Genomic DNA, 20,917 nt, shown 5'->3' with positions numbered 1-20,917 from the left:
GTCCAAGACAGCACCTTCCTGTGCAGGGAATATCCCGGGGCCATGATTCCCAAGGAGAGAAATTCAATAAGTAGTGAGTACTTAGAAGTTCACTGGCGCCTGGTGATCGACCAGTCCGCCGTAATCATTGATCGACTGCCAGTGCACTTGGGCAGTGCCGCGAAATGAACTGGGAAGTCCTTTCAATTTGAACTTTGCCGTGCCTCTTGGGTTGAGCATTCTGGCGTCGGCGAAGTATTCCTTGTTGTCCGCGACGACTTTTATCTTGGCCAGGGAAACATGGAATACCGAAGGGTTGGCGGCAAGTAGCAGCGGTTGCCCGGCCTCATTGAGGAAGTTCCAGTTCAGGTTCTTCGCCGCTTCTTCCGCCGTACCGGGAAGATGGTGCGGCCGATAGAACAGTTTGAGGCGCTGGCGGAAGGCGATCTGCAGGCTGTTGGAGTCCTCCGCGACCTGCGGAATCTCCTGCACGCTCAGCCAGAACACCGACTCCTGGTCTTCGGGCAGGCCCTTGCCCTGGTAGAAGATGCGCAGCATCTGCTGCTGCTTGCCGCCCAGGCGCGCCAGGGACGGGGTAATGGCGAAGGGCACGGGGGACCCTTTGGCCTCTGGCGCCGGCTCGACCCAGGACTGGATCATGATGTCTTCGCTGCCCTCGTTGCGCACCTGGATGGAGGCCTCGCGGCTGCTGGCGGGGAACACCACGCGCGTGCCACCGACCTGGATGCCGGCCGGGCTGGAACTGGAAAAGGCAGAGAGCCCCAGCAGCAGGCTGAAGCACAGGAGATTGGAGGCTTTCATCATCGGCTCGCGAAAATAGAGCGGGGGCGTTGCGCCCCCGCGGGCAGGGCTTATTCGTAGGACAGGGTGAACGGCAGGGTGCCGTTGGCCGCGCCCGGAACGATGGTGTCGCCGTTGGCCACATAGCCGGCGCGCAGGTTCAGGGTGGCCTTGTAGCTGTCGTCGGCTTCCTTGACGATCTCGCCGGTGTAGCCTTCGTTGGCCGCCAGGTTGATCAGCTGGTTCTGGTCGTTGTACAGACCGATACCCACGCCGCCGGCACCGCCGGTGACCTTGAGCAGGGAGTTGTTCTTCAGGTCCAGGCCCGAACCCGAAGCCGGGTCGAAGGCCAGCTTGACGTTGCTCAGGTCCTTGCCGGTGGCGCCGCAATCCAGGCTCAGGCTGATGTTGGTGCCGGCAGCGATGCCGCCGCCTGCGGTACCCGAGATGGAGTCCGCGCTGACCTTGCCCAGCTTGACGTCGACGGTCTGATGGCCCACGTCGCCACCCACGACGGCGCCGGTGTTGGCGCCGACCTTGCAGGAAGCGGCGATGATTTCACCGGTGAAGTTGATGGTGCCATCGGCGGCCAGGGCGTTGCCGGCCAGAGCGGTCATGGCGGAAGTCAGCAGCAGAAGTTTGAAAGCTTTCATTGAAACTTATGTCCTTGAGGAGTGTTTAGCATTAACAAATGGCCCCATCTGGAGCGCCGGGAAATGTTAAGTAGCTCGCTAAACAATGACCACAAGGTGAAACTTGGCGTGGGGCAAGAAATTTCTTGAGTTGATACTTTGCAGGGATTTCGTAGAAGCGCTGATTTGCTGGGATTGCGGGCAATAAGACGTTTCTTATTCTTGGTTTTACGCAGTGCGGTGGTAACTTCGGCGCCGTGGATAGTGCCGCTGAATATCAAGTAAGGCAATGCACATGACTTGATATTCAGACCAGCTGTTCTGTTGGCTTCAGTTCTTCACTTCGCTGAAGTACGGAATCTGCTCCCACGGCACCCACAGCTCCCCCTGCCAATCCAGCAAGGTCACGCGGCGGGCGCACCAGTTCATCAGCAGCCGGCGGGGATAGTGGCCTTCGTTCTGGTGCTGGTCGCGCAGCAGCGGAATTACTTCTTCGTGCAGCCAGCGGCCCAGCTGGCGTGTTTCCGGGTTGGCGAAGCGCAGCAGGGCCTTGTACAGCGCGGGTTCGTTAAGGACTTCAGCGCGGTGTTCGCCGCCGCCGTGGTCAAGCAGCCTGATATGGCGCACCTCGTGCGGCTCCACGCGCTGGGCCAGTACGTTGGGATGGTGCAGGCCGAGCAGGCGGGCGAAGTCGCAGGCGACGAACCAGGGCTGGTTGTCGATCAATACTCCGCGCAAGGGGCGGTTGTGGCGCAGGAAGGTTGTAGCGGTTAGGGCGTCCATGGCATTGCTCCAGCACGAGGTTAGGAGCCGCCGCCATCTGTCACCAAGCAGATGGAGGCGGACCGCATGAGGTTGGTGAACCGGGTACTGGAACCGGCAGGCCCGAAGGCCTCCCCATGCGATCCGCCATGGAAGCGGTGCAGCTTAATCTGCATTCGCACGGGGTCCTACAGAAACGCTTCGCAGTTTCCGTACGCACCTTCGGCGCAATCGCGCCAGTAGCCTCTGGGTCACCAAACCCGGTCACGGGATTGACCGTGACGCGGCGCAATCTAGCGAGGGGCCTTGTAAGCCCACAAGGCGGTTTGCCGGTGGGAGATTTCTCGCAGTAGGGCGCATAACGCTGCAGGCGTTATCCGCCGTCGGCATGCGACGGATAACCCGTTCCGGGTTATCCGTCCTACGAGTCTGCAGGACCGAGGGGGACGCCTGGTCCTTGCTCGCCAATGCCTAGCACCCATCCCGCCAGCGGATCACCCACGTAGGATGGTGTGGAGCGAAGCGATACCCATGCTGTCCGGAGCAGTAGTAGGGCGCATAACGCCTCAGGCGTTATCCGCCGTCGGCATGCGGCGTATAACCCGTTCCGGGTTATACGCCCTACGGTTCTGTAGGACCGAGGGGAACGCCTGGTCCTTGCTCGCGAATGCCCAACACCCGTCCCACAAGCGGATTACCTGCGCGTGTGCTGCTTGCTGAGAGCGGCTACTGCGCACTACGCATCTGCCGCGCCAGGGCGCCGGGCGAGGTATTGAGCTGGCGCTGGAACAGCTCGATGAAGGCCGAAGTGGATTCATAGCCGAGCTCGCCGGCGATCAGCGTTACCGGCTCGCCACGCTCCAGCCTTGGCAGCGCCGCCAGCAGGCGTACACGCTCGCGCCATTCGCGGAAGGACAGGCCGGTCTCGTCGCGGAACAGCCGCGCCAGGGTGCGTCGCGAGGCGCCCACGCGGTGTGCCCAGTCCTCGATGCTCATGCGTTCGCCTGGGTATTCCTGCAGGTGGTCGGTCACCCGGCGCAGCCGCGAGTCGCGCGGCAGCGGCAGGTCGAGGCCGGAGTCCGGGGCGTTGTGCAGCTCATCCACCAGCACCTGCATGAGGCGGGCGTGCGGGCCTTCGTCGGGGTAGTCGGGGCCGAATTCGCTGGCGCGCTGGATCAGGTTGTCCAGCAGCGGGGAAATCTCCAGGACCCGGCACGGGCCCAGTTGCGCGGCGATTTCCGGGATCAGGTAGAAGCTGCGGAACACCACCGCGGTGCGCGCCCGCACGCTGTGCGCCACACCCACCGGTAGCCACATCGCCCGGCGCGGCGGAATCACGCAGGCGTGCTGTTCGGTGGTGGCTTCCAGCACGCCGCTGGCGGCGTACATCAGCTGGCCCCAGGGATGCGAATGCGGCTCCACGCGGTGCCCGGCGGGCATATCGAAGGCGCGCAGCCAGACGGGCCGGGGCAGACTGGTGAAACCGGGAAGGTCGAGCGGATCCTGTCCCTTCGGCGGCATAGCTTGTCTCTCTTGCGGAAGTGGGTCATGGAAGGCCGATGTTAGCGTCTTCCCCGTCCAATGCCAGCCCGAAGAAGGGGATTCCCATGAGTGTTCATCGTCCGCAACCCCGCCTGTCCACCCTGGACATCCGCAACCGCCGCGATCCTGGCAGCCTGGTCGTGCTGACTGCTTACTCGGCTCCCATGGCGCGCCTGCTCGATCCCCACGTGGATGTGCTGCTGGTGGGCGACTCGCTGGGCATGGTGCTCTACGGCATGCCGCATACCCTGGCAGTGAGCCTGGACATGATGATCGCCCACGGCGCTGCCGTGGTGCGCGGCTCGCAGAGCGCCTGCGTAGTGGTGGACCTGCCGTTCGCCAGCTACCAGGCCTCACCGCAGCAGGCCTTCCTCAGCGCGGCGCGGGTGCTGGCCGAAAGCGGTGCGCAGGCGGTGAAGCTCGAAGGCGGGGCGGAGATGGCGCCGACCATCGCCTTTCTCGTCGAGCGCGGCATTGCGGTAATGGCCCATGTCGGCCTGATGCCGCAGAAGCTCAATACCCTCGGTGGCTTCAAGGTGCAGGGCAAGGAAGAGGCGGGCGCCGCACAGGTGCTGCGCGACGCCGAGGCGGTGGCCGCCGCCGGTGCCTTCAGCGTGGTGCTGGAGGGCGTGCTGGAACCGTTGGCGCGGCAGGTCTGCGAGCGCCTGGAGATCCCGGTGATCGGAATCGGCGCCTCACCGGCCTGCGCCGGGCAGGTGCTGGTGACGGAGGACATGCTGGGGCTCTCCGGGGAACAGATTCCGCGCTTTGCCGAGCAGTACGTGCGGGTGGACCAATTGATCGGCGCGGCGGCCGAGCGCTTCGCCCGTGAGGTGCGCGGGCGGGAGTTTCCGCAGGGGCGGCATTGCTTCGGGATGCCGTCTGGTGCGGCGTGAGGTCATCACGGAGGTGCCGTACGGTTCGCGAGCAAGCTCGCTCCTACGAAGAGCACGCAGATGTCCAGCCTGTATGAGCGAGCCTGCTCGCGAACCGCATTGCACGGACCGTAGGGCGCAAAACGCGTCAGCGTTATCCGCCGGGAGGCAGGCGGCGGATAACCCGTTCCGGGTTATGCGCCCTACGTTCGCAGATTGATGCTGGCTCTGGCTCTTGATCTGGCTTTTGAGGATTTCCAGCGAAACATCCGCACGCTCCGGAGTGCCCCTATCAGGAGGCCGAAGGTGATCGGAGTTCCAGGGGTTGAGCGACATGGATGTCGCGAGAGCTGCGATGGGCCAGGGATGGCCCTTCGCAGCGGGCCCCTGGAACTGCGAGGAACTGAGGGTACTTTTCGCGAAGCGAAAAGCCGGATGGCAGGGGCGAAGACCTTTGCCTCCTTTGGGTGGGGCGGCCATCCGTCGTTTGCCAAAGGAGGTCGCCCGAGGGGGCGAAACACAGAGTCTACGCGCGTGCCGAAGCGACGCTGGAACACCCAACTACAAGCAAGAGCATCGCGGACGGAGTCCGCTCCTACGTAACCGGGAAAGCCGGAGCTGGCCTGCAATCGCCGGTCCTGCCAGCAGATCGCGGGCATGGCCCGCGCCTACAGGGTCAAGCAGTGCTGGAAATCACTGCGCCAACGGCAACTCGAAACAGAACATCGCCCCGCAGGGCTCGACATTCTGCGCCCAGATATCCCCGCGGTGCCGCGAGACGATGCTCTGGCACAGCGCCAGACCAATGCCGTTGCCGCTGACCTTCGACGTGAAGAAACCGTCGAACAGCCTCTCCTGGGCGCCCGCATCGATACCCCGGCCCTGGTCGAGGACCGACAGCCGCGCACTGTTCGCTTCGCAGGATGTGCGAATGCGCAGCAGGCGGCGCTCTTCGGGAAGGTTGAGCATCTCCTCGATGGCGTTGAACGCGAGGTTGAGAATCACCTGGCCGACCAGCACCTTCTCGCAGCTCACCCACAGCGGTTCTGCGCAGCGCTCCAGCTCCACCCTCACATTGCTCGGCTGGGCCTTCAGGGTGATGAAGTAGAGCGTCTCGCCCAGCAGTTCGTTGAGGTCGATGCGCTGCTCCGCCTGCTCCAGCTTCACCACGTATTCGCGCACGCTCTTGATGATCAGCGAGGCGTGTTCGATCTGCCGTACTGCGCTGTCCAGGCCCCAGGCGGCAGAGGCTTCGGCTTTCTGCTCGCGGTCCAGGCGGATCAGCGCGCCCTCGATGAAATTGCGCGTGGCTGCCAGCGGCTGGCTGAGTTCGTGGGCAATCGCCAGGGCCATCTCGCCCATGGCGTTGTAGCGCGCCAGGTATTCCAGTTTCTGGTCGCTCTGGCGCTGCGCCTGGGCGGCGCGGACCTGCTCGGTGACGTCGCGGAACAGCAGCAGGTGGCCGACCAGGTCGTCCTCGATCTCGATGTAGCGGCAGGTCGCGTGGTGCCAGCGCCATTCGCCGTCCAGGCGCTGCAGCTGGTAGCTGACGGAATAAGGCTCGCGACTCGGCGGCTGCATGGCCAGGTGGTGCTCCAGGCGCGGGCGGGTGGCGCTGTCGCAGCGGCCGAGGAAGTTGTGCGCCAGCCAGTCGTCCTGGCTACCGCCCAGCAGGGGCAGGGCGGATTCACTGAGAAAGCGCAGGTTGCCGTCGGCATCCAGCACCGCCACGCCTTCGGCGAGGTCCTGCATGAAGGCCTTCAGGCGGCTCTCGAAACGCTGCAGGTCGCGCTCAACCTGCTTCTCTTTCGAGATATCGCGGAACTGCACCATCAGCACGTCGCGCTCCTGCAGGTGGACGCGGGTGGCGACCGCTTCGGAAAGAATCTCCACACCCTGCTTGGAGCGATAGCACCACTCGATGGTGCGCTGGCCGGTGCGCGCGGCGCCTTCCAGCCAGCGCAGGCCGACCGAGCGGCGGTACTGCGGGGCGTTGGCGGTCATGTCCGGGGCCTTCAGCGGCACCAGCTCTTCCAGGGTGAAGCCGAGCACGGCCAGCGCTGCGTGGTTGGCCCAGAGGATTTCCTTGGTCTGCGCATCGTGGAGGATCACGCACAGCGGCATGGCCTGGAGCAGGGCGAGGAAGTCGTCGGGCTGGGGCTGGAACATCGGCTTTGTCTCGGTAAGCAGTGGCGTCTTTATACCGCGCAGCGTAGCGCGAAGGGACTGCGGAGTAACCCGGCGCCGACTAGGGGATTTCTTTAGGCATGGGGCTGCACGCCCCAATAGTTGGGCGGGCAGGGCGGTTCATACACTGGCCCCAACGACGACCGGCCCGCATCGAACGGGCCGGCCCTACAAGAACAACCGGAGATGACGCCATGCTGCGTGCCGCCCTCGCCGAACCGCTCGATGCGGACGGCCAGTTCCAACGCGTGCTCGATGAAGTCCGCCAGCGCCGCGAGGAGTTCGACAGCCGCTCTCACGTGCCGCGCGACATGATCGAACGCTTCCGCGACGTGGGCATCTACCGCGCCGCCACGCCGAAATGCTTCGGCGGTGATGCGCTGCCGCCGGCTCAGTTCCTCCGCCTGGTCGAGCGCATCGCCGAGGCCGACGGCTCCGCCGGCTGGGTCGCCAGCTTCGGCAGCGCCAGCACCTACCTAACCGCGCTGCCGCGCCATACCCTGGCCGAACTCTATGCCGACGGCCCGGACCTGGTGTTCGCCGGCGGCCTGTTCCCGATCCAGCCGGCCACCCAGGTGGAAGGCGGCTGGCGCGTCAGCGGCACCTGGAAGTTCGCCAGCGGCTGCAAGGGCGCCGACGTGCTCGGCGTCGGCATCGGCATCGGCGGCCCCGGTGGCAAGCCACGCACCGCGCTGCTGCGTGCCCGGGACGTGGAGATCGTCGAGAACTGGAACGTGGTCGGCCTCAAGGGCACCGGCAGCCACGACCTGAAGCTGGACAACGCCTTCGTCGCCGACGACTGGACCTTCATCCGCGGCGGCGAATCGAACATCGACGAGCCACTGTACCGCTACCCGACCATCGCCTACGCCGCCCAGGTGCTGGCCGTGGTCAACCTCGGCCTGGCGCGCGCGGCGCTGGACGAGATCACCCGCATGGCCTCGTCCAGCGGCGTGACCGGTGCGCCCAAGCTGGGCGACCGCGCTTATGTACGCATCGAGATCGGCAAGGCCGAGGCCGAGCTGCAGGCCGCGCGCGGGTTCTTCTACGACGCCACCGAGACCGTCTGGGAATCCATCCTCGCCGGCAACGCCGTGACGCCCGAGCAGGTCAGCCAATTGCGTCTGGCTGCTGTGCACGTGTCCCGCGCCGGCGCCGACGTGGTACGCCGCGCCTACAGCCTGGCCGGTACCACGGCGATCTACCTCAACCACCCGCTGCAGCGCTACCTGCGCGACGCCATGGTGGTCACCCAGCACGCCTTCTTGAGCGATGGCATGTACGACGGCGCCGGCGCGGTGCTGCTCGATGTGCCGCCGTTCCCCGGATACATCTGATTCAAACCCATAAGAACAAGGACCCGAACCATGACCCGTCCGACCACCGAACCCTTGCGCGTACTGTTCTGCATCGGTATCGCCCAGCCGTTCTTCGACCTGCCCACCGGTGAAGGCATCACCGTGTGGAAGGGCTTCTCGCAGATGATGAGCGACCTCGGCGCGCTGCCGGGCATGAACGTGCTCGGCGTGCTGGATGACGACCGCCTGATGGTCGGTCCGTCCACCACCTCGCCGTGGACCGTCTACATCATGGCCGACGTGGATTGCCACCAGACCGTGATCGACGCCTGCAACCTGTTCCGCACCACCCCGGTGGGCGAGTACAGCCTGTGGAAGTACGCCAAGGTCGAGGCGCGCATCGGCCGTCCGCTGACCATCCCCGAAGCTGCGCGGACCTGAGCCATGAGCAGCCTGAGCATGGCCGAGCTGAACCGCCGCCTGGAGACCCTCGAAGGGGAAAGCCAGGTGCGCCGGCTGATGGCCCGCTACATGGACCTCTGCGACGTGCCGCACGCGCCGGTGGCGATGAGCGAGCTGGCCGAGCTGTTCAGCGAGGACGCGGTGTGGGAGGGCATCGGCACCTCCACCGCGCAGACCTTCGGCCATCACCAGGGCCGCGAGGCGATTGCCGCGTTCGTCTACGGCTACCTGCCGCCGTCGCCGCACTTCACGTTGAACCTGCACTTCCTCACCAGCGAGTCGATCCGCGTCGACGGCCGCACCGCGCGCGGGCAATGGATCATGCAGCAGCTCTCGACCTATGCCGAGGGCCACAGCGAACTGTTCGGCACGCGCCTGGACATCGATTTCCGCGAGATCGACGGGCGCTGGCAGATCAGCCACTTCCGTACCCAGCGCCTGTCCCAGCGTCTGCTGGGCCGCGCCGAGGAGAGCCGGGCATGAGCACCTTCGTCAGTGAATTTCTCCTGGGCGGCAATGGAGGCGGCAAGCGTGTTGCGGTCAAGGACAGCATCGACATCGCCGGCTACCCGACCCGTTGCGGCACCCGTGCGCTGGCTGATGCTGCGCCGGCCGAGCGCAATGCCTTGGTGGTCGATGCCGTACTGAATGCCGGCTGGCAGATCGTCGGCAAGACCAACCTGCACGAACTGGCCTTCGGCGTCACCGGCATCAACGACTGGACCGGCACGCCGATCAACCCGATGGCGCCTGATCGCGTGCCGGGTGGCTCCTCCAGCGGTTCGGCATCTGCCGTCGCCGCCGGCCTGGCGGACATCGCCCTGGGCACCGACACCGGTGGCTCGGTACGCGTGCCGGCGGCCTGCTGCGGTATCGCCGGCCTGAAGCCGACCTTCGGCCGTGTCAGCCGCGACGGCGTGCATCCGGCGCAGAGCAGCCTGGATTGCGTCGGTCCGTTTGCGGCCAACATGGCCGACCTGATCGCCGCCATGCAGGTCATCTGCCCCGGTTTCGGCAGCGTGCAGATGCCGGGCGAGGGCGCCCGCGTGGCCTTCCTCGAAGTGCCGTCGGCGCCGCACATCCAGGCTTGCCTGGGCGCTGCCGCCGACCGCGCCGGCTGGCGCCGCAGCCACCTGTTCCTCGGCGAGTTCGAGGCGGCCTTCCAGGCCGGGCTGGTGGTGATCAACCACGAGAACTGGGCGGCCTATCAGGGCTTTACCGGCAAGGGCCTGGTCGGCGCCGACGTCGAGCAGCGCCTGCTGCTGGCCAGCCGCACCACCGACGCCGAGCGCGCCGAGGCGGAGAAGGTACGCGAGCACTTCACCCGCGCCATCGACGCCGCGCTGGAGGACTTCGAAGTCCTGCTGTTGCCGACCATGCCCGACCTGCCGCCGCTGCTGACTGATGCGCGCAACGGCAAGTCCGTAGCCGGCATGACGCCCCTGGTACGGCCTTTCAACCTCAGCGGACACCCGGCGCTGACGGTGCCGGTGGAACTGGATTGCGGCGGGCTGAAAGTCGGCCTGCAGATCGTCGGCCGCAAGGGCGACGACGAACATGTGTGCGCCTTCGGCGCGCAACTCGAACACAGCCTGGCTGCCACGCGGCCTGCGCAAAAACATAAGAAATCGGCATGAGGAGATGGGCATGAGCGCTCACGAATACCGGCTGATCGCCCGGTCGCGCAGCGTCGAAGAGCTGGTCGGCGACGACCGCGTCGATGTTTCGCTGTACAACGACCCGCAGCTGTTCGAAGCGGAGATGGACAAGATCTTCTACCGCACCTGGGTGTGGGTCGCCCACGAAAGCGAAGTGCGCAACTCCGGCGACTTCAAGACCACCAGCGTCGGTCGCCGCCCGGTGATCGTGGTGCGCGACAAGAAGGGCAACATCAACGTCCTGGAAAACCGCTGCCGCCACCGTGGCGCCACCGTGTGCGAAAAGCACAAGGGCAATGCCACCGGCTTCACCTGCCCGTACCACAGCTGGTCCTACGCGCTGGACGGCAAGCTGCGCGCGCTGCCGTACCCGGATGGCTACGAGGACATCCTCGACAAGTCCGAGCTGCCGCTCACCAGCCTGCGGGTGGAGAGCTACGCCGGCATGGTCTTCGCCACCTACAACGACGAGATCGAGCCGCTGCAGGACTTCCTCGGCGGGGCGAAGCACTGGATGGACCTGTTCATGAAGCAGGGCGCCGGCTACCCGATCAAGACCCAGGGCGAACACAAGTTCACCTTCCGCGGCAACTGGAAGATCCAGCTGGAGAACACCACCGACGGCTACCACTTCCCCATCGTGCACAAGTCGTTCATGTCCTCGGTGGATGAAGAGACCGAAGAGATGCTCTCGTTCATGAGCGACGAGCAGGCGGTCACCCACGCCCTGGGCAATGGCCACAGCGTGATGGTGATGGTCCCCGAGCACGTTGACCTCGACCATGACGACGGCACCGAGCAACTGCAGGAACGCTTCGCCCACGTCACCGAGGAACTGTCGAAAACCATGCCGCCGGAACAGGTGCGCCGCATCGTCCGTTCGCTGCACGGCGCCGGCTTCAACCTCAACCTGTTCCCCAACGTGGCCATGTCCATGTCGTTCTTCCGCGTGCTGCGGCCGATCTCCGTCACCGAGACCGAGATTCGCCACGTGGCGCTGGGCATGGACGGCGGCCCGGAAATCGCCAACCGCGAGCGCATGCGTATCCACGAGCACTTCCAGGGCCCGTTCGGCTTCGGCAGCCCGGATGACGCCGAGGCCTGGGACCGCGTGCAGCGTGGCTCCTACGCCGGCGTCGACGCGCCGATCCTGGTCAACCGCGGCCTCAACCGCGAAGTGCTCGCCGAGAACGGCGACAAGGTCTCCCACGCCACCGACGAAGGCGGCATGCGCGAGGCGTACCAGATGTGGAAAAGGATGATGAGCCAATGAGCAACGACACCCTGAACGGCTTCTCCGGCCCGCTGGCCAAGGCCATCGAATTCGTCTGGCGCGAAGCCGAGTTGCTGGACCGCAAGGACTACGCGCAGTGGTCGCAGCTGTGGAGCGAGGACGGCGTCTACGTGGTGCCGATCGACGGCGAGGACGATGACTTCGCCTCGCGCCTGAACTACGTCTTCGACGATGCGCGCATGCGTGCACTGCGTATCGAGCGCCTCACCGGCGGCCATTCGCCCTCGGCAGTGGACGCGGCGAAGACCGTGCGTACCGTCTCGCGCTTCACCCTGGTGGAAGCGGCGGGCGATGTGGTCGAGGTGAGCTCGGCGCAGGTGCTCTACGCCTACAAGCGTGGCGTGGCGACCCCGTTCATCGCCGACCTCAACCACCGTATCCGCTTCGTCGACGGCCAGCCGCGACTGGAGCGCAAGGTGATCCGTCTGATCAACGCCGAAGACGCGCTCAACGCGCTCGGCTTCCTGCTCTGAGGGCCACGCCATGCAACGAGTAGCCCTGGTAACCGGCGCCGCCCGCGGGCTGGGTGAAGTCATCGCGCGCCGCCTGCACGCCGCCGGCCTGCGTGTGGCGCTGGCCGACCTGCAGGAAGAGGCCGTGCAGCACCTGGCTGACGAACTCGATCCCGAGGGCCGCACGGCCCTGGGCATCAAGCTGGACGCACGGGAGAAGGCTGACTTCGAACGCGCCCGTGATCTGATCGCCGAGCGCTGGGGTGGCACCGATATCCTGGTGAACAACGCTGGCATGTCCAAGGTCGCCGCGCTGATGGACATCAGCCCGGAGGACTTCGACGCCTCCATGGCGGTGAACCTGCGCGGCACCTTCGTCGCCTGCCAGGTGTTCGGCACGCACTTCGCGTCCCGTGGCTTCGGCCGCATCGTCAACATCGCCTCGCTGGCCGGGCAGAACGGCGGCACCGCCACCGGCGGCCACTACGCCGCGGCCAAGGGCGGCGTGGCGACCCTGACCAAGGTGTTCGCCCGCGAACTCTCGGGGCAGGGCGTGACCGTCAACGCCATCTCACCGGGGCCGCTGGACCTGCCGGTGGTCTACGAGAGCGTGGCGCCGGAGCGCCTGGAACAGATCCTCAAGACCATCCCCGCCGGCCGCCTGGGCGACCCGACCTTCATCGCCGACAGCGTGTTGCTGCTGTGCGCGGAGAACGCCGGATCGGTGACCGGGGCCTGCTGGGATATCAATGGTGGGTTGTTCATGCGCTGAGGTTCTGGGCCGAGTGGTCGGCGGATAACGCTGCGCGTTATGCGGCCTGCGTTCGGCTTGATTTTGGGTGATGGCGGTTAGAGCCCCTCACCCTAACCCTGGCTGCGCGCCCCGCTCCTGAGGGAGAGGGGACTGTTCGGAGCAGGATGAAACCGTGGCATCAGCCGGCACATTCTGCCCCCTCTCCCTCTGGGAGAGGGCTGGGGTGAGGGCAAGGCCCCCGCTCGGAAGCCAACCATTCGGAGAGAGGAAACCCTCTTTCCAGAGCAACACCGTAAACCCGTCCGCTCGTGAAAAAGAGGCCGGAAAGGGGCCACAGAGCCCGCACTCAACGCCTTGCAGGTAACGCCATGATGAAGGTCAGAATCGAAAGGATCGTCGAGGAAGCGCAGGACATCCGTTCCTTGCGTCTCGTACGTTGTGATGGCCAGCCGTTCGACGCCTACGAGCCGGGCGCCCACGTCGACGTCACCGGGCCCACCGGGGTGACGCGCCAGTATTCGCTGTGCAGCCCGCCGGACGACCGTGCGGCCTACCTGGTGGCGATCAAGAAGGAAGGCGCCTCCCGTGGCGGCTCCGTTGCCCTGCACGAAGTGCAGGAGGGCATGGAGCTGGACATCGGCGCACCGCGCAATCTGTTCCGCCTGGCGCCGGAAGCCCGCGAGCATGTGCTGTTCGCCGCCGGCATCGGCGTCACGCCGCTGCTGAGCATGGCCTACCGCCTCAACGCCAAGGGCGAGTCTTATCGCCTGCATTACTTCGCCCGCTCCGCCGAGCACGCCGCCTTCATCGAACTGCTGGCCGGGGAAGCGTTCGCCGGCAAGGTGGAGCTGCACTACGGTGTCGAACCCGCCGACCTCGACCGCGTGCTGGGCGAGTGCCTGGAGCGCGCGCCGCAACAGGCCCACGTCTACACCTGCGGCCCGGCGCCGTTCATGAACAAGGTGGTGGAAATCGCTGCGCGCAGCCGCTCGGAGGACGCCATCCACCTGGAGCACTTCCAGGCCGACCCGGCCGCCAACCCGGCGCCGGCCGGTTCCTTCGAGGTGGAACTGGCCAGCTCCGGCGTGGTGCTGCATGTTCCGGCGGACTCGACGCTGGTGGACGTGCTCCAGGCCCACGGCTGCGACATCGATACCGAATGCCGCGAAGGCATCTGCGGCACCTGCATCGTCGAGGTGCTGGAAGGCGAACCGGAGCACCGCGACAACTGCCTGTCGAACAAGGAGAAGGCGGCCAACAAACAGATCTGCGCCTGTGTTTCGCGGGCCAGGTCGGCGCGGTTGGTGCTGGACCTGTAAGCCGAACCGCTCTTCGTAGGATGGCGTGGAGCGAAGCGATACCCATCATTCTGCTGTGCCCGACAGCATGGGTATCGCAAGCTCCACCCATCCTACGGGGTGCCACCGCCGGCCATTGGTGTGGTGCGGCCGGGATTTTGCCGGCGCCAGGTGGCAGCGCTGGCAATTCGTCTGGCAGGCAGCCACACTCGCGCGCCGCCGGAGCTTGCTAGCCTCCGGTAACCGTTCCTCGTTCGGAGTCCCCCATGCCTGCGCTGATCGCGCGCCTGGCGCTCGGTTGCCTGCTGCCGGTCGCGGTCCTGCTTGGCCTCGGCGCCATGCCGGGACTTGGCTATGCCTGGGATTTCGCCAATGCCGCCGGGTTGCTTGGCGCCTGCCTGCTGGGGCTGCTGTTCGTCATCGGCGGCCGGCCGCAGCCGCGTCCGCGCTACGAGGGCAAGTTCTTCCTGCGCCTGCACCGTGACCTGGGCTTTGCCGCCGTGGCGTTGTTGCTGGTGCATGTCGTGGTGATGCTGATCGATGAGCCGCTGCTGATCGAAGACCTGCTGCCTTCTGCGCCGGGCTACATGCTGGCCGGGTTGGCTTCGGCGATCCTGATGTTGCTGCTGGCGGTCTCCAGCCTGAACCGTGTGCGCCCGCGCTGGAGCAGCAGCGCGGCCATGTTCCGTCGCTGGCATTACGGCGGCAGCCTGCTGGCGCTATTGCTGATGGCCGTGCACGTGTTGGGCGCAGGCTACTACAGCGGCGGCCTCTGGAAGGGGGCGCTGCTGGTGGCGCTGATGCTGGCGGCGGCGCTCTGGCCACGGCTGCCCAAGCCGGCCAATGGCATCAGCGGTCGCCAGCGCAACACGGCGCAGCGCGCCACCTGGTTCGCGCTGGCAACCAGCGGCGTGATCATCGGGCTGTCGGCGCTGTACAGCGTGCTGGCGAATCTGGAGTTGCCGCTGTGAAGCGCCTCTGGATCGGCGTATCCATCGTTGCGCTCGCAGCGCTGTCGGCGGGAGTGTGGTTCGCCCACGAACACTGGCAAGGCAGCCGCCCGCTGATGCCACTGGCGTTCCCCCATGAGCCGCACGCCTCGGTGAACTGCATCACCTGCCACCACGACTACAAGGACCAGTCGCCGTCGGTCTCCGGCAACCGCAGCTGCATCCTCTGCCACAAGCAGAGCCCGGCCCTGGCCGTGCGCATGGAGGCGGATTTCCACCAGCTCTGCCAGAGCTGCCACCTGCAGCGCCTGCAGGCGTTCCACGCCAGCGGGCCGGTGCGCAGTTGCCAGGCCTGTCACAGTGATTCCGCCGGAACACCGAACCTGTAGAAGCGGGCCACGCCCGCAAACGCTGGAGAGGGTTCGCCGCCGCAAAAGCCCCTCACCCTAGCCCTCTCCCAGGGGGAGAGGGAACTGATTGGCATGAGGGGGAACAACGCCATCCGCCGGCACGGACAGCTCCCTCTCCTGGGGGAGAGGGCTGGGGTGAGGGGATAGCCCAAACGCCGAGGCAGTGATTGGCTCCGGCCCGTAGGGCGAATAACGCCTCAGGCGTTATCCGCCATTGCGGCGGATAACCCGTTCCGGGTTATGCGCCCTACTGGGTTGGCCACGTGCATGAAGAAAGCCCGGCTTGATGCCGGGCTTTTTCAGCTGCGATACAGCACCGGCCGCCGCAGGTGCACATAGCTGTACCCCTCGCGCGCCAGGGCGATGCGCTGCGGGTCCAACTCGGCCACCAGCAGTTCCTCGCTGTGCTTGGCCTTGCTCAGCACCTGGCCGTCGGGGGCGACGATGCTGCTCAGGCCGCAGTACTCGATCTCTCCCTCGCTGCCGACATAGTTGGCGTAGGCGAGGAACACCTGATTCTCGTAGGCGCGGGTCGGCACCAGCACCTGGGCGACGAACTCGTAGGGATGCATGTTGGCGGTCGGCACCAGCACGACGTCCGCGCCGGCCAGGGCGAGCGTGCGCACGGCCTCGGGGAATTCCACGTCGAAGCAGATCAGCAGGCCGACCTTCCAGCCGTCCAGCTCGAAGATCGCCGGCGGCTCGTCGGAGGCGCTGAACTGGCTGCGGTCCAGATCGCCGTAGAGGTGGGTCTTGCGGTAGTTGGCGCGGCGTTCACCCTGGCGGTCGATCAGCTGCACGCTGTTGAAGACAGCGCCGCCGGCGTCACGCTCGGGGTAGCCGTAGAGGATGCCGAGCCTGTGCTCGCGGGCGATCTCGGCGATGCGCTGGGCGGACGGGCCGTCGCAGCTTTCCGCCAGTTCGGCGACGCGCTTCGCGCCGATGTTGTAGCCGGACAGGTACATCTCCGGCAGCACCAGCAGGTCCGCACCATTCTGCACCGCTTGCTGCGCGGCCTGTTCCAGGCGGCGCAGGTTGCCGGCGACGTCTTCAGGACCGGGTGGGCACTGGTAGAGGGCAAGGTACATGGTGTTCTCCTTCGAAACGCGCAAGGCCGGGACCCGGCAGTGTGCACCCGATCCCGGCCTCGCGCGAGCCGCTGTTCAGTCGGCGGCAGGGGTCAGTCCGGCAGTTCCATCGGGCCCAGCTCGGCGAAGCGGTCGCCCGGGCCGGGGTTCTGCGGATGGGTGGCGCCACCGAAGTGCTTCATGATGCCCCACACGGCGTTCAGCGAAGTCTGCACCGCGCCTTCCACCCAGGCCGGGGTCCAGGACACGTCGTCGCCGGCGATGAAGATGCCGCGCTGCTCGGCGGGCATCTCGTCCTGCATGAAGTGCGCATACATGCGCTGGTTGTAGCGGTAGTGGCCCGGCAGCGCACCCTTGAAGGCGCCGAGGAAGTGCGGGTCGGCCTCCCAGGAGACGGTGATCGGGTTGCCGATGATATGGCCGGCGATATCCACCTTCGGATAGACCTTCTTCAGCGCGTCCAGGGCCAGCTGCACGCGCTTCTCCACCGGGTGCGGCAGCATCTTCATGGCGTCGCTCATCCAGGAGTAGGACAGGCAGATCACCCCCGGCTTGTCGTCGCCATTGTCGAACAGGTAGGTGCCGCGGGTGAGGCGGTCGGTGAGGGTCATGCTCATCACGTCGCGGCCGGTCTGCGGGTCCTTGTCCTTCCAGAACGGCCGGTCGACCATCACGAAGGTCTTCGACGACTGCATGTAGCGGGTGCGGTCCAGGGCCATCCACATTTTCTGCGAGAACAGGGCTTCCTCGCACTCGATCTGGGTGGTCAGCAGCCAGGTCTGGCAGGTCGCCAGGACGGCCGCGTAATGGCGGGTGTCACCCCAGTAGTCGGTGACGGCGAAAGTGCCGTCGGCGGCGCGGGCGATCTTCTTAACGCCCGGACGCGGTGCGCCGTTGTGCAGCGAGGCGAGGGAAGTGCCGGCCGGCCAGTGCGCGCAGTTTTCCGGCACATGACTCCAGATACCACGTGGTACCTGCTCGACGCCGCCCACGACCAGATGCTGGTGGTCGTCGCAGTTGGTCATCACCACGCGGAAGATTTCCAGCATGGAGTTGGGGAAGTCCGAGTCCCAGCCGCCGGTGCCGAAACCGACCTGGCCGAAGATTTCGCGGTGGCGGTAGGACAGGCGCGAGAACGCCTTGGAGGTGGCGACGAAGTCGTAGAAGGTGCGGTCGTCCCACTTGGGTACCAGCTCATCCCAGAGGGCCTTGAGCTTGACCGTGTCGCGCTCGCGCAGCGCATCCTGCACTTCGGAGAAGCGCGCGCCGTCTTCCAGCGCCTCGGCCCAGGCCTGGGCGACTTCGCGGAAGATTTCCGGCAGGTCGGCCATCTTCTCGGCGTAGTGGCTGGTACCTTCCAGGTCGACCACGGTGCTGCCCGAGGCCGGGGTCAGCGGGTTGGGGAAGGGCTTGGTCTCCAGGCCGAGCTTGTCGACGTAGTGGTAGAAGGCGGTGCTGGACACCGGGAAGCGCATGCCGCCCAGCTCGGCGATGATGCCGTCGGCGCCCTGGAAGGTTTCCGAGCGCAGCCGGCCACCCATCTTCGAGGCCTCGTAGACCACCGGTTTGAGGCCCATCTTCATCAGCTCGTAGGCGGCCACCAGGCCGGAGATGCCGGCGCCGACGATGGCCACTTCCTGGCCGTGCTTCTCGGCCGGAATGCTGCCCAGGCCGGCGGGGTGTTCGATCCAGTCGTCGAAGGCGAAGGGGAAGTCCGGGCCGAAGATGGTCACCGGTTTCTTGCCGGGGGTATGGGGGTGGCGGTTCTTGTGCATGGGGGCTCCCTTCTATTTATTCGACGTCTGCGCGTGCCGGCGTGTATCAACCAGCTTGGCAAGGCTTTGCGCGGCCCGCAGAGGCCAGTCGATGGATGGCGCGCGGGCAAAGAAATGGCGAGCTGTCTGGGCTCGCCGTGGCATCCACTATTGCAAAGGCCGTCGTTGAAATGAACCTGACAATCTGCAAGATTGGCGAGAGCTTTCAGGCAGATTGACCAATACCATGAGCAATATGACGAAAAACGCCGACGCGGCGCTGTTGAACCTGCTGCGCGCCAACGCCCGCGAGTCGATCTCCGAGCTGGCGCGCAAGCTCGGGGTATCGCGCTCCACGGTGCAGAGCCGCATCGAGCGGCTGGAGCAGCAGGGCATCATCAGCGGTTATTCGATCAAGGTGTCGGACAGCTACGCGCAGTCGCTGGTGCGTGCCCACGTGCTGGTGACGGCGCTGCCCAAGCTGTCGCACCCGGTGGTGCAGGCGCTGGAGAAGATCGCCGAAGTGAAGACGCTGCATTCGGTGAGCGGCAACTTCGACATGATCGTGATCGTCGAGGCGCTGTCGATCCGTGACCTGGACGCGGTGCTGGACCGCATCGGCGCCCTGGACGGGGTGGAGCGGACGATGTCGTCGATCATCCTGTCCACCCGTATCGATCGTTGAGGCGCGCCGCGGCGGAAGGGCCTATTGGTCTGCCGCTATTGCCGGGAATTGGCTATTCGTGGCGGCGCGCGACGGCGCTAACTTAGTCCCATTCCCGCGGTACCCGCGGGCCCCCACTGGAGATCAGCATGAGCGCACGTATCGAATGGCCGAAAGCTTCCCCCGACGCCTACAAGGCGATGCTCGGCCTGGAGCAGGCGCTGGAGAAGTCCGGCCTGGAACACTCGCTGCTGGAGCTGGTGCGCCTGCGCGCCTCGCAGCTCAACGGCTGCGCCTACTGCGTGAACATGCATGCCAATGACGCGCGCAAGGCCGGCGAATCCGAAGCCCGCCTGCAGACCCTGAGCGTGTGGCACGAGACGCGCTTCTTCACCGACCGCGAGCGCGCTGCCTTGGCCTGGGTGGAAAGCCTGACCCTGCTGGCCGAGAAGCATGCGCCGCAGGAGCAGTTCGATGCCCTGCGCGAGCAGTTCAGCGAGGCGGAGATCGTCAACCTGACCCTGGCGATTGCCACCATCAATGCCTGGAACCGCTTCGGCGTGGGCATGGCGATGGTGCCCTGAGCAAATCGTCTGGATGAAGGCGCCCAAGGGCGCCTTTTTCGTGGGGGTGGGCGTTCCTGCAGGGCGCATAACGCGCCAGCGTTATCCGCCGTTGCAGCAATCGGCGGATAACCCGTTCCGGGTTATGCGCCCTACGGTTGGGTGGTAATGGTGGTGCCGTGCGGTTCGCGAGCAAGCTCGCTCCTACGAAAAGCGCGCCGACGCCGCCTTGTAGGAGCGAGCTTGCTCGCGAACCCGCCCAGCTGCGGAGGTCAACGCGGACAAGGTGATCCCGCGCAGACTGAGCTCAGCGCTTGTAGAGAATCACCGCCGCCCGCAGTTTGCTGCGGCCGAAGCGACTCATCTGCTCGAACTCGGCGTGGCTTACCGGGATGTGCTGGCAGTCCAGCGGTTCGCGGTGCTGGCTGTGGTCGACGTCGGGGTCGTGGAGGTAGACGAAGTCCTCGTCGCAGTCGGTGACCACCACCCAGTGCGGCGCCTTGGAGCGGGTCAGGCGGTAGCTGCTGATCAGCACCAGCGGCTGGCCGCCGGCGGCGAGCACGGCGGGCAGGTCCAGCTTGCTGCCGCGCAGCCGTTCCACATTGCTTTGCGCCAGCTGTGCGCTGAAATCCGCGTGGACCAGACGCATCACCTCGCGCTTCTCTTCGCTGCGTACGCCGTCGAGGAACAGCGGTCCTCTCACCGACACCAGCAACTGCACGCGAAAGCCCCGGTGCAGGGCCGCCAGCGCCAGGCCCTGGGGGCTGCAGCCACCGTGGCCGGCAGTCATGTAGATGGTGGTCGCTTCGCGCCACAGGCGCAGTTCCTCGGTGCGCTCCAGGCGCCGACCGGGTTCCAGCGCGCCCATGGCCATCATCAGCGCCGACGGGCCGCAGGTGAACTCGGTGGTCTGCCGGTAATACGGCACGCGACGGTGGTGGCGTTCGTCGATGTGCAGGATGCGCTTCTCGAAACGTAACGCTTCGCTGTGATCCTCGTAATAGTCGGCGACGGTGGCGAAGGGGCGGTAGCAGTTGCGTTGGTAGAGCGCGATGGCGCCGGGGTTGTCCGGGCGCACTTCCAGGCGCAGGTAGGCGCAGTCGTGCTCCAGCGCATCGGCTTCGGCGCGCTCCAGCAGTTTCTGCCCCAGGCCCATGCCACGCGCGCCCGGGTCAACCGCGATGGAGTAGAGCCGCGCCAGCGAGGTGCCCTGGTGGAACAGCAGCAGCGCGTAGCCCAGCAGCTGGCCGGCCGATTCGGCGACGGTGAGGCTGGCGTGGGCACGGCTGATCATCCACTGGAAATTGCGCCGGGACAGGCGATCGTGTTCGAAGCAGCGGTTTTCCATCTCGACCAGGGCGTTCAGGTCGTCGGTGTGGGCGGCACGGAACTGCAGTTTCATAGGCTAAGCATTCGTTAATCCAGGGGGCGCACCGTGTTCGATGCCGACCGCGAACGGGAGTTGCATCGCGCGGTCTTAGCTGCAACGAGTAT

The 20,917-nt window shown here is 66.0% G+C and carries 21 protein-coding genes; 13 read left to right on the top strand and 8 right to left on the bottom strand.

From position 1 onward, the window contains the following. Window positions 1-81: 81 nt before the first annotated feature. The 4 genes from HNP46_RS14465 to HNP46_RS14450 form a co-directional block, all read right to left on the bottom strand. Window positions 82-801 (bottom strand): fimbrial biogenesis chaperone, encoded by a 720-nt coding sequence (locus tag HNP46_RS14465; RefSeq protein WP_184590031.1) that lies wholly within the window; start codon window positions 799-801, stop codon window positions 82-84. 50 nt (window positions 802-851) lie between these two features. Next, entirely contained in the window at window positions 852-1,433 is a 582-nt protein-coding gene (locus HNP46_RS14460; protein ID WP_184590029.1) for a fimbrial protein, read from the bottom strand. 309 nt (window positions 1,434-1,742) lie between these two features. Further along, a complete protein-coding gene (locus tag HNP46_RS14455) occupies window positions 1,743-2,195 on the bottom strand; it encodes a BRO-N domain-containing protein (protein WP_184590027.1) in 453 nt (150 codons plus the stop codon). 705 nt (window positions 2,196-2,900) lie between these two features. After that, window positions 2,901-3,695, bottom strand: a complete 795-nt coding sequence (locus tag HNP46_RS14450) for an AraC family transcriptional regulator (RefSeq protein WP_184590025.1) — start codon at window positions 3,693-3,695, stop codon at window positions 2,901-2,903. 86 nt (window positions 3,696-3,781) lie between these two features. Here HNP46_RS14450 and panB point away from each other — a divergent pair, with 86 nt between their 5' ends. Then, the gene (gene panB / locus HNP46_RS14445) at window positions 3,782-4,612 is read left to right on the top strand and encodes a 3-methyl-2-oxobutanoate hydroxymethyltransferase (RefSeq protein WP_184590023.1); all 831 of its coding nucleotides are present in this window, start codon (window positions 3,782-3,784) and stop codon (window positions 4,610-4,612) included. 672 nt (window positions 4,613-5,284) lie between these two features. Here panB and HNP46_RS14440 read toward each other — a convergent pair. After that, window positions 5,285-6,760 (bottom strand): ATP-binding protein, encoded by a 1,476-nt coding sequence (locus HNP46_RS14440; RefSeq protein WP_184590020.1) that lies wholly within the window; start codon window positions 6,758-6,760, stop codon window positions 5,285-5,287. A gap of 212 nt (window positions 6,761-6,972) precedes the next feature. Between HNP46_RS14440 and HNP46_RS14435 the strand changes: the two genes are divergently transcribed. The 10 genes from HNP46_RS14435 (at window position 6,973) to HNP46_RS14390 (ending at window position 15,333) form a co-directional block, all read left to right on the top strand. Then, window positions 6,973-8,115: an acyl-CoA dehydrogenase family protein gene (locus HNP46_RS14435; RefSeq protein ID WP_184590018.1), complete on the top strand. Its 1,143-nt coding sequence runs from the start codon at window positions 6,973-6,975 to the stop codon at window positions 8,113-8,115. 30 nt (window positions 8,116-8,145) lie between these two features. Then, on the top strand, window positions 8,146-8,517 hold the full coding sequence (locus HNP46_RS14430; RefSeq protein ID WP_017516776.1) for a hypothetical protein: 372 nt from the start codon (window positions 8,146-8,148) through the stop codon (window positions 8,515-8,517). Window positions 8,518-8,520: 3 nt separating this feature from the next. Continuing rightward, complete coding sequence (locus tag HNP46_RS14425) at window positions 8,521-9,021, top strand: nuclear transport factor 2 family protein (RefSeq protein ID WP_409372437.1); 501 nt, start codon at window positions 8,521-8,523, stop codon at window positions 9,019-9,021. Continuing rightward, window positions 9,018-10,175 (top strand): amidase, encoded by a 1,158-nt coding sequence (locus HNP46_RS14420; protein WP_184590016.1) that lies wholly within the window; start codon window positions 9,018-9,020, stop codon window positions 10,173-10,175. The genes HNP46_RS14425 and HNP46_RS14420 overlap by 4 nt, the downstream gene beginning before the upstream one ends. Before the next feature lie 10 nt (window positions 10,176-10,185). Beyond that, complete coding sequence (locus tag HNP46_RS14415; protein ID WP_184590014.1) at window positions 10,186-11,469, top strand: aromatic ring-hydroxylating oxygenase subunit alpha; 1,284 nt, start codon at window positions 10,186-10,188, stop codon at window positions 11,467-11,469. After that, window positions 11,466-11,963, top strand: coding sequence for an aromatic-ring-hydroxylating dioxygenase subunit beta (locus HNP46_RS14410; protein WP_184590012.1), 498 nt, complete (start codon window positions 11,466-11,468; stop codon window positions 11,961-11,963). Before HNP46_RS14415 ends, HNP46_RS14410 begins: the two co-directional genes overlap by 4 nt. A gap of 10 nt (window positions 11,964-11,973) precedes the next feature. After that, a complete protein-coding gene (locus HNP46_RS14405) occupies window positions 11,974-12,714 on the top strand; it encodes an SDR family NAD(P)-dependent oxidoreductase (protein ID WP_184590010.1) in 741 nt (246 codons plus the stop codon). A gap of 350 nt (window positions 12,715-13,064) precedes the next feature. Continuing rightward, window positions 13,065-14,015 carry a PDR/VanB family oxidoreductase gene (locus tag HNP46_RS14400; protein WP_184590009.1) on the top strand — a complete coding sequence of 317 codons (951 nt, stop codon included), beginning with the start codon at window positions 13,065-13,067 and terminating at the stop codon, window positions 14,013-14,015. Window positions 14,016-14,260: 245 nt separating this feature from the next. Beyond that, window positions 14,261-14,965 (top strand): ferric reductase-like transmembrane domain-containing protein, encoded by a 705-nt coding sequence (locus HNP46_RS14395; RefSeq protein ID WP_184590007.1) that lies wholly within the window; start codon window positions 14,261-14,263, stop codon window positions 14,963-14,965. Further along, complete coding sequence (locus HNP46_RS14390; RefSeq protein WP_184589999.1) at window positions 14,962-15,333, top strand: cytochrome c3 family protein; 372 nt, start codon at window positions 14,962-14,964, stop codon at window positions 15,331-15,333. Before HNP46_RS14395 ends, HNP46_RS14390 begins: the two co-directional genes overlap by 4 nt. 320 nt (window positions 15,334-15,653) lie before the next feature. Here HNP46_RS14390 and HNP46_RS14385 read toward each other — a convergent pair whose 3' ends face one another. Both HNP46_RS14385 and HNP46_RS14380 read right to left on the bottom strand, forming a co-directional pair. Next, window positions 15,654-16,442 carry a carbon-nitrogen hydrolase family protein gene (locus tag HNP46_RS14385; RefSeq protein WP_184589997.1) on the bottom strand — a complete coding sequence of 263 codons (789 nt, stop codon included), beginning with the start codon at window positions 16,440-16,442 and terminating at the stop codon, window positions 15,654-15,656. Between the two features lie 92 nt (window positions 16,443-16,534). After that, the gene (locus HNP46_RS14380; protein ID WP_184589995.1) at window positions 16,535-18,217 is read right to left on the bottom strand and encodes a flavin monoamine oxidase family protein; all 1,683 of its coding nucleotides are present in this window, start codon (window positions 18,215-18,217) and stop codon (window positions 16,535-16,537) included. Window positions 18,218-18,443: 226 nt separating this feature from the next. Between HNP46_RS14380 and HNP46_RS14375 the strand changes: the two genes are divergently transcribed. Beyond that, window positions 18,444-18,881 carry an Lrp/AsnC family transcriptional regulator gene (locus HNP46_RS14375; RefSeq protein ID WP_221454975.1) on the top strand — a complete coding sequence of 146 codons (438 nt, stop codon included), beginning with the start codon at window positions 18,444-18,446 and terminating at the stop codon, window positions 18,879-18,881. Window positions 18,882-19,009: 128 nt separating this feature from the next. Further along, on the top strand, window positions 19,010-19,444 hold the full coding sequence (locus HNP46_RS14370; RefSeq protein ID WP_184589993.1) for a carboxymuconolactone decarboxylase family protein: 435 nt from the start codon (window positions 19,010-19,012) through the stop codon (window positions 19,442-19,444). A gap of 286 nt (window positions 19,445-19,730) precedes the next feature. Here the strand turns inward: HNP46_RS14370 and HNP46_RS14365 are convergent, their stop codons facing one another. Continuing rightward, window positions 19,731-20,825 (bottom strand): GNAT family N-acetyltransferase/peptidase C39 family protein, encoded by a 1,095-nt coding sequence (locus HNP46_RS14365; protein ID WP_184589991.1) that lies wholly within the window; start codon window positions 20,823-20,825, stop codon window positions 19,731-19,733. Window positions 20,826-20,917: the final 92 nt, after the last annotated feature.

The sequence above is a fragment of the Pseudomonas nitroreducens genome (assembly GCF_014204515.1).
GTDB classification, from domain to species: Bacteria; Pseudomonadota; Gammaproteobacteria; order Pseudomonadales; family Pseudomonadaceae; genus Pseudomonas; species Pseudomonas nitritireducens_A.
This window is presented reverse-complemented; position numbering and strand designations above follow the sequence as displayed.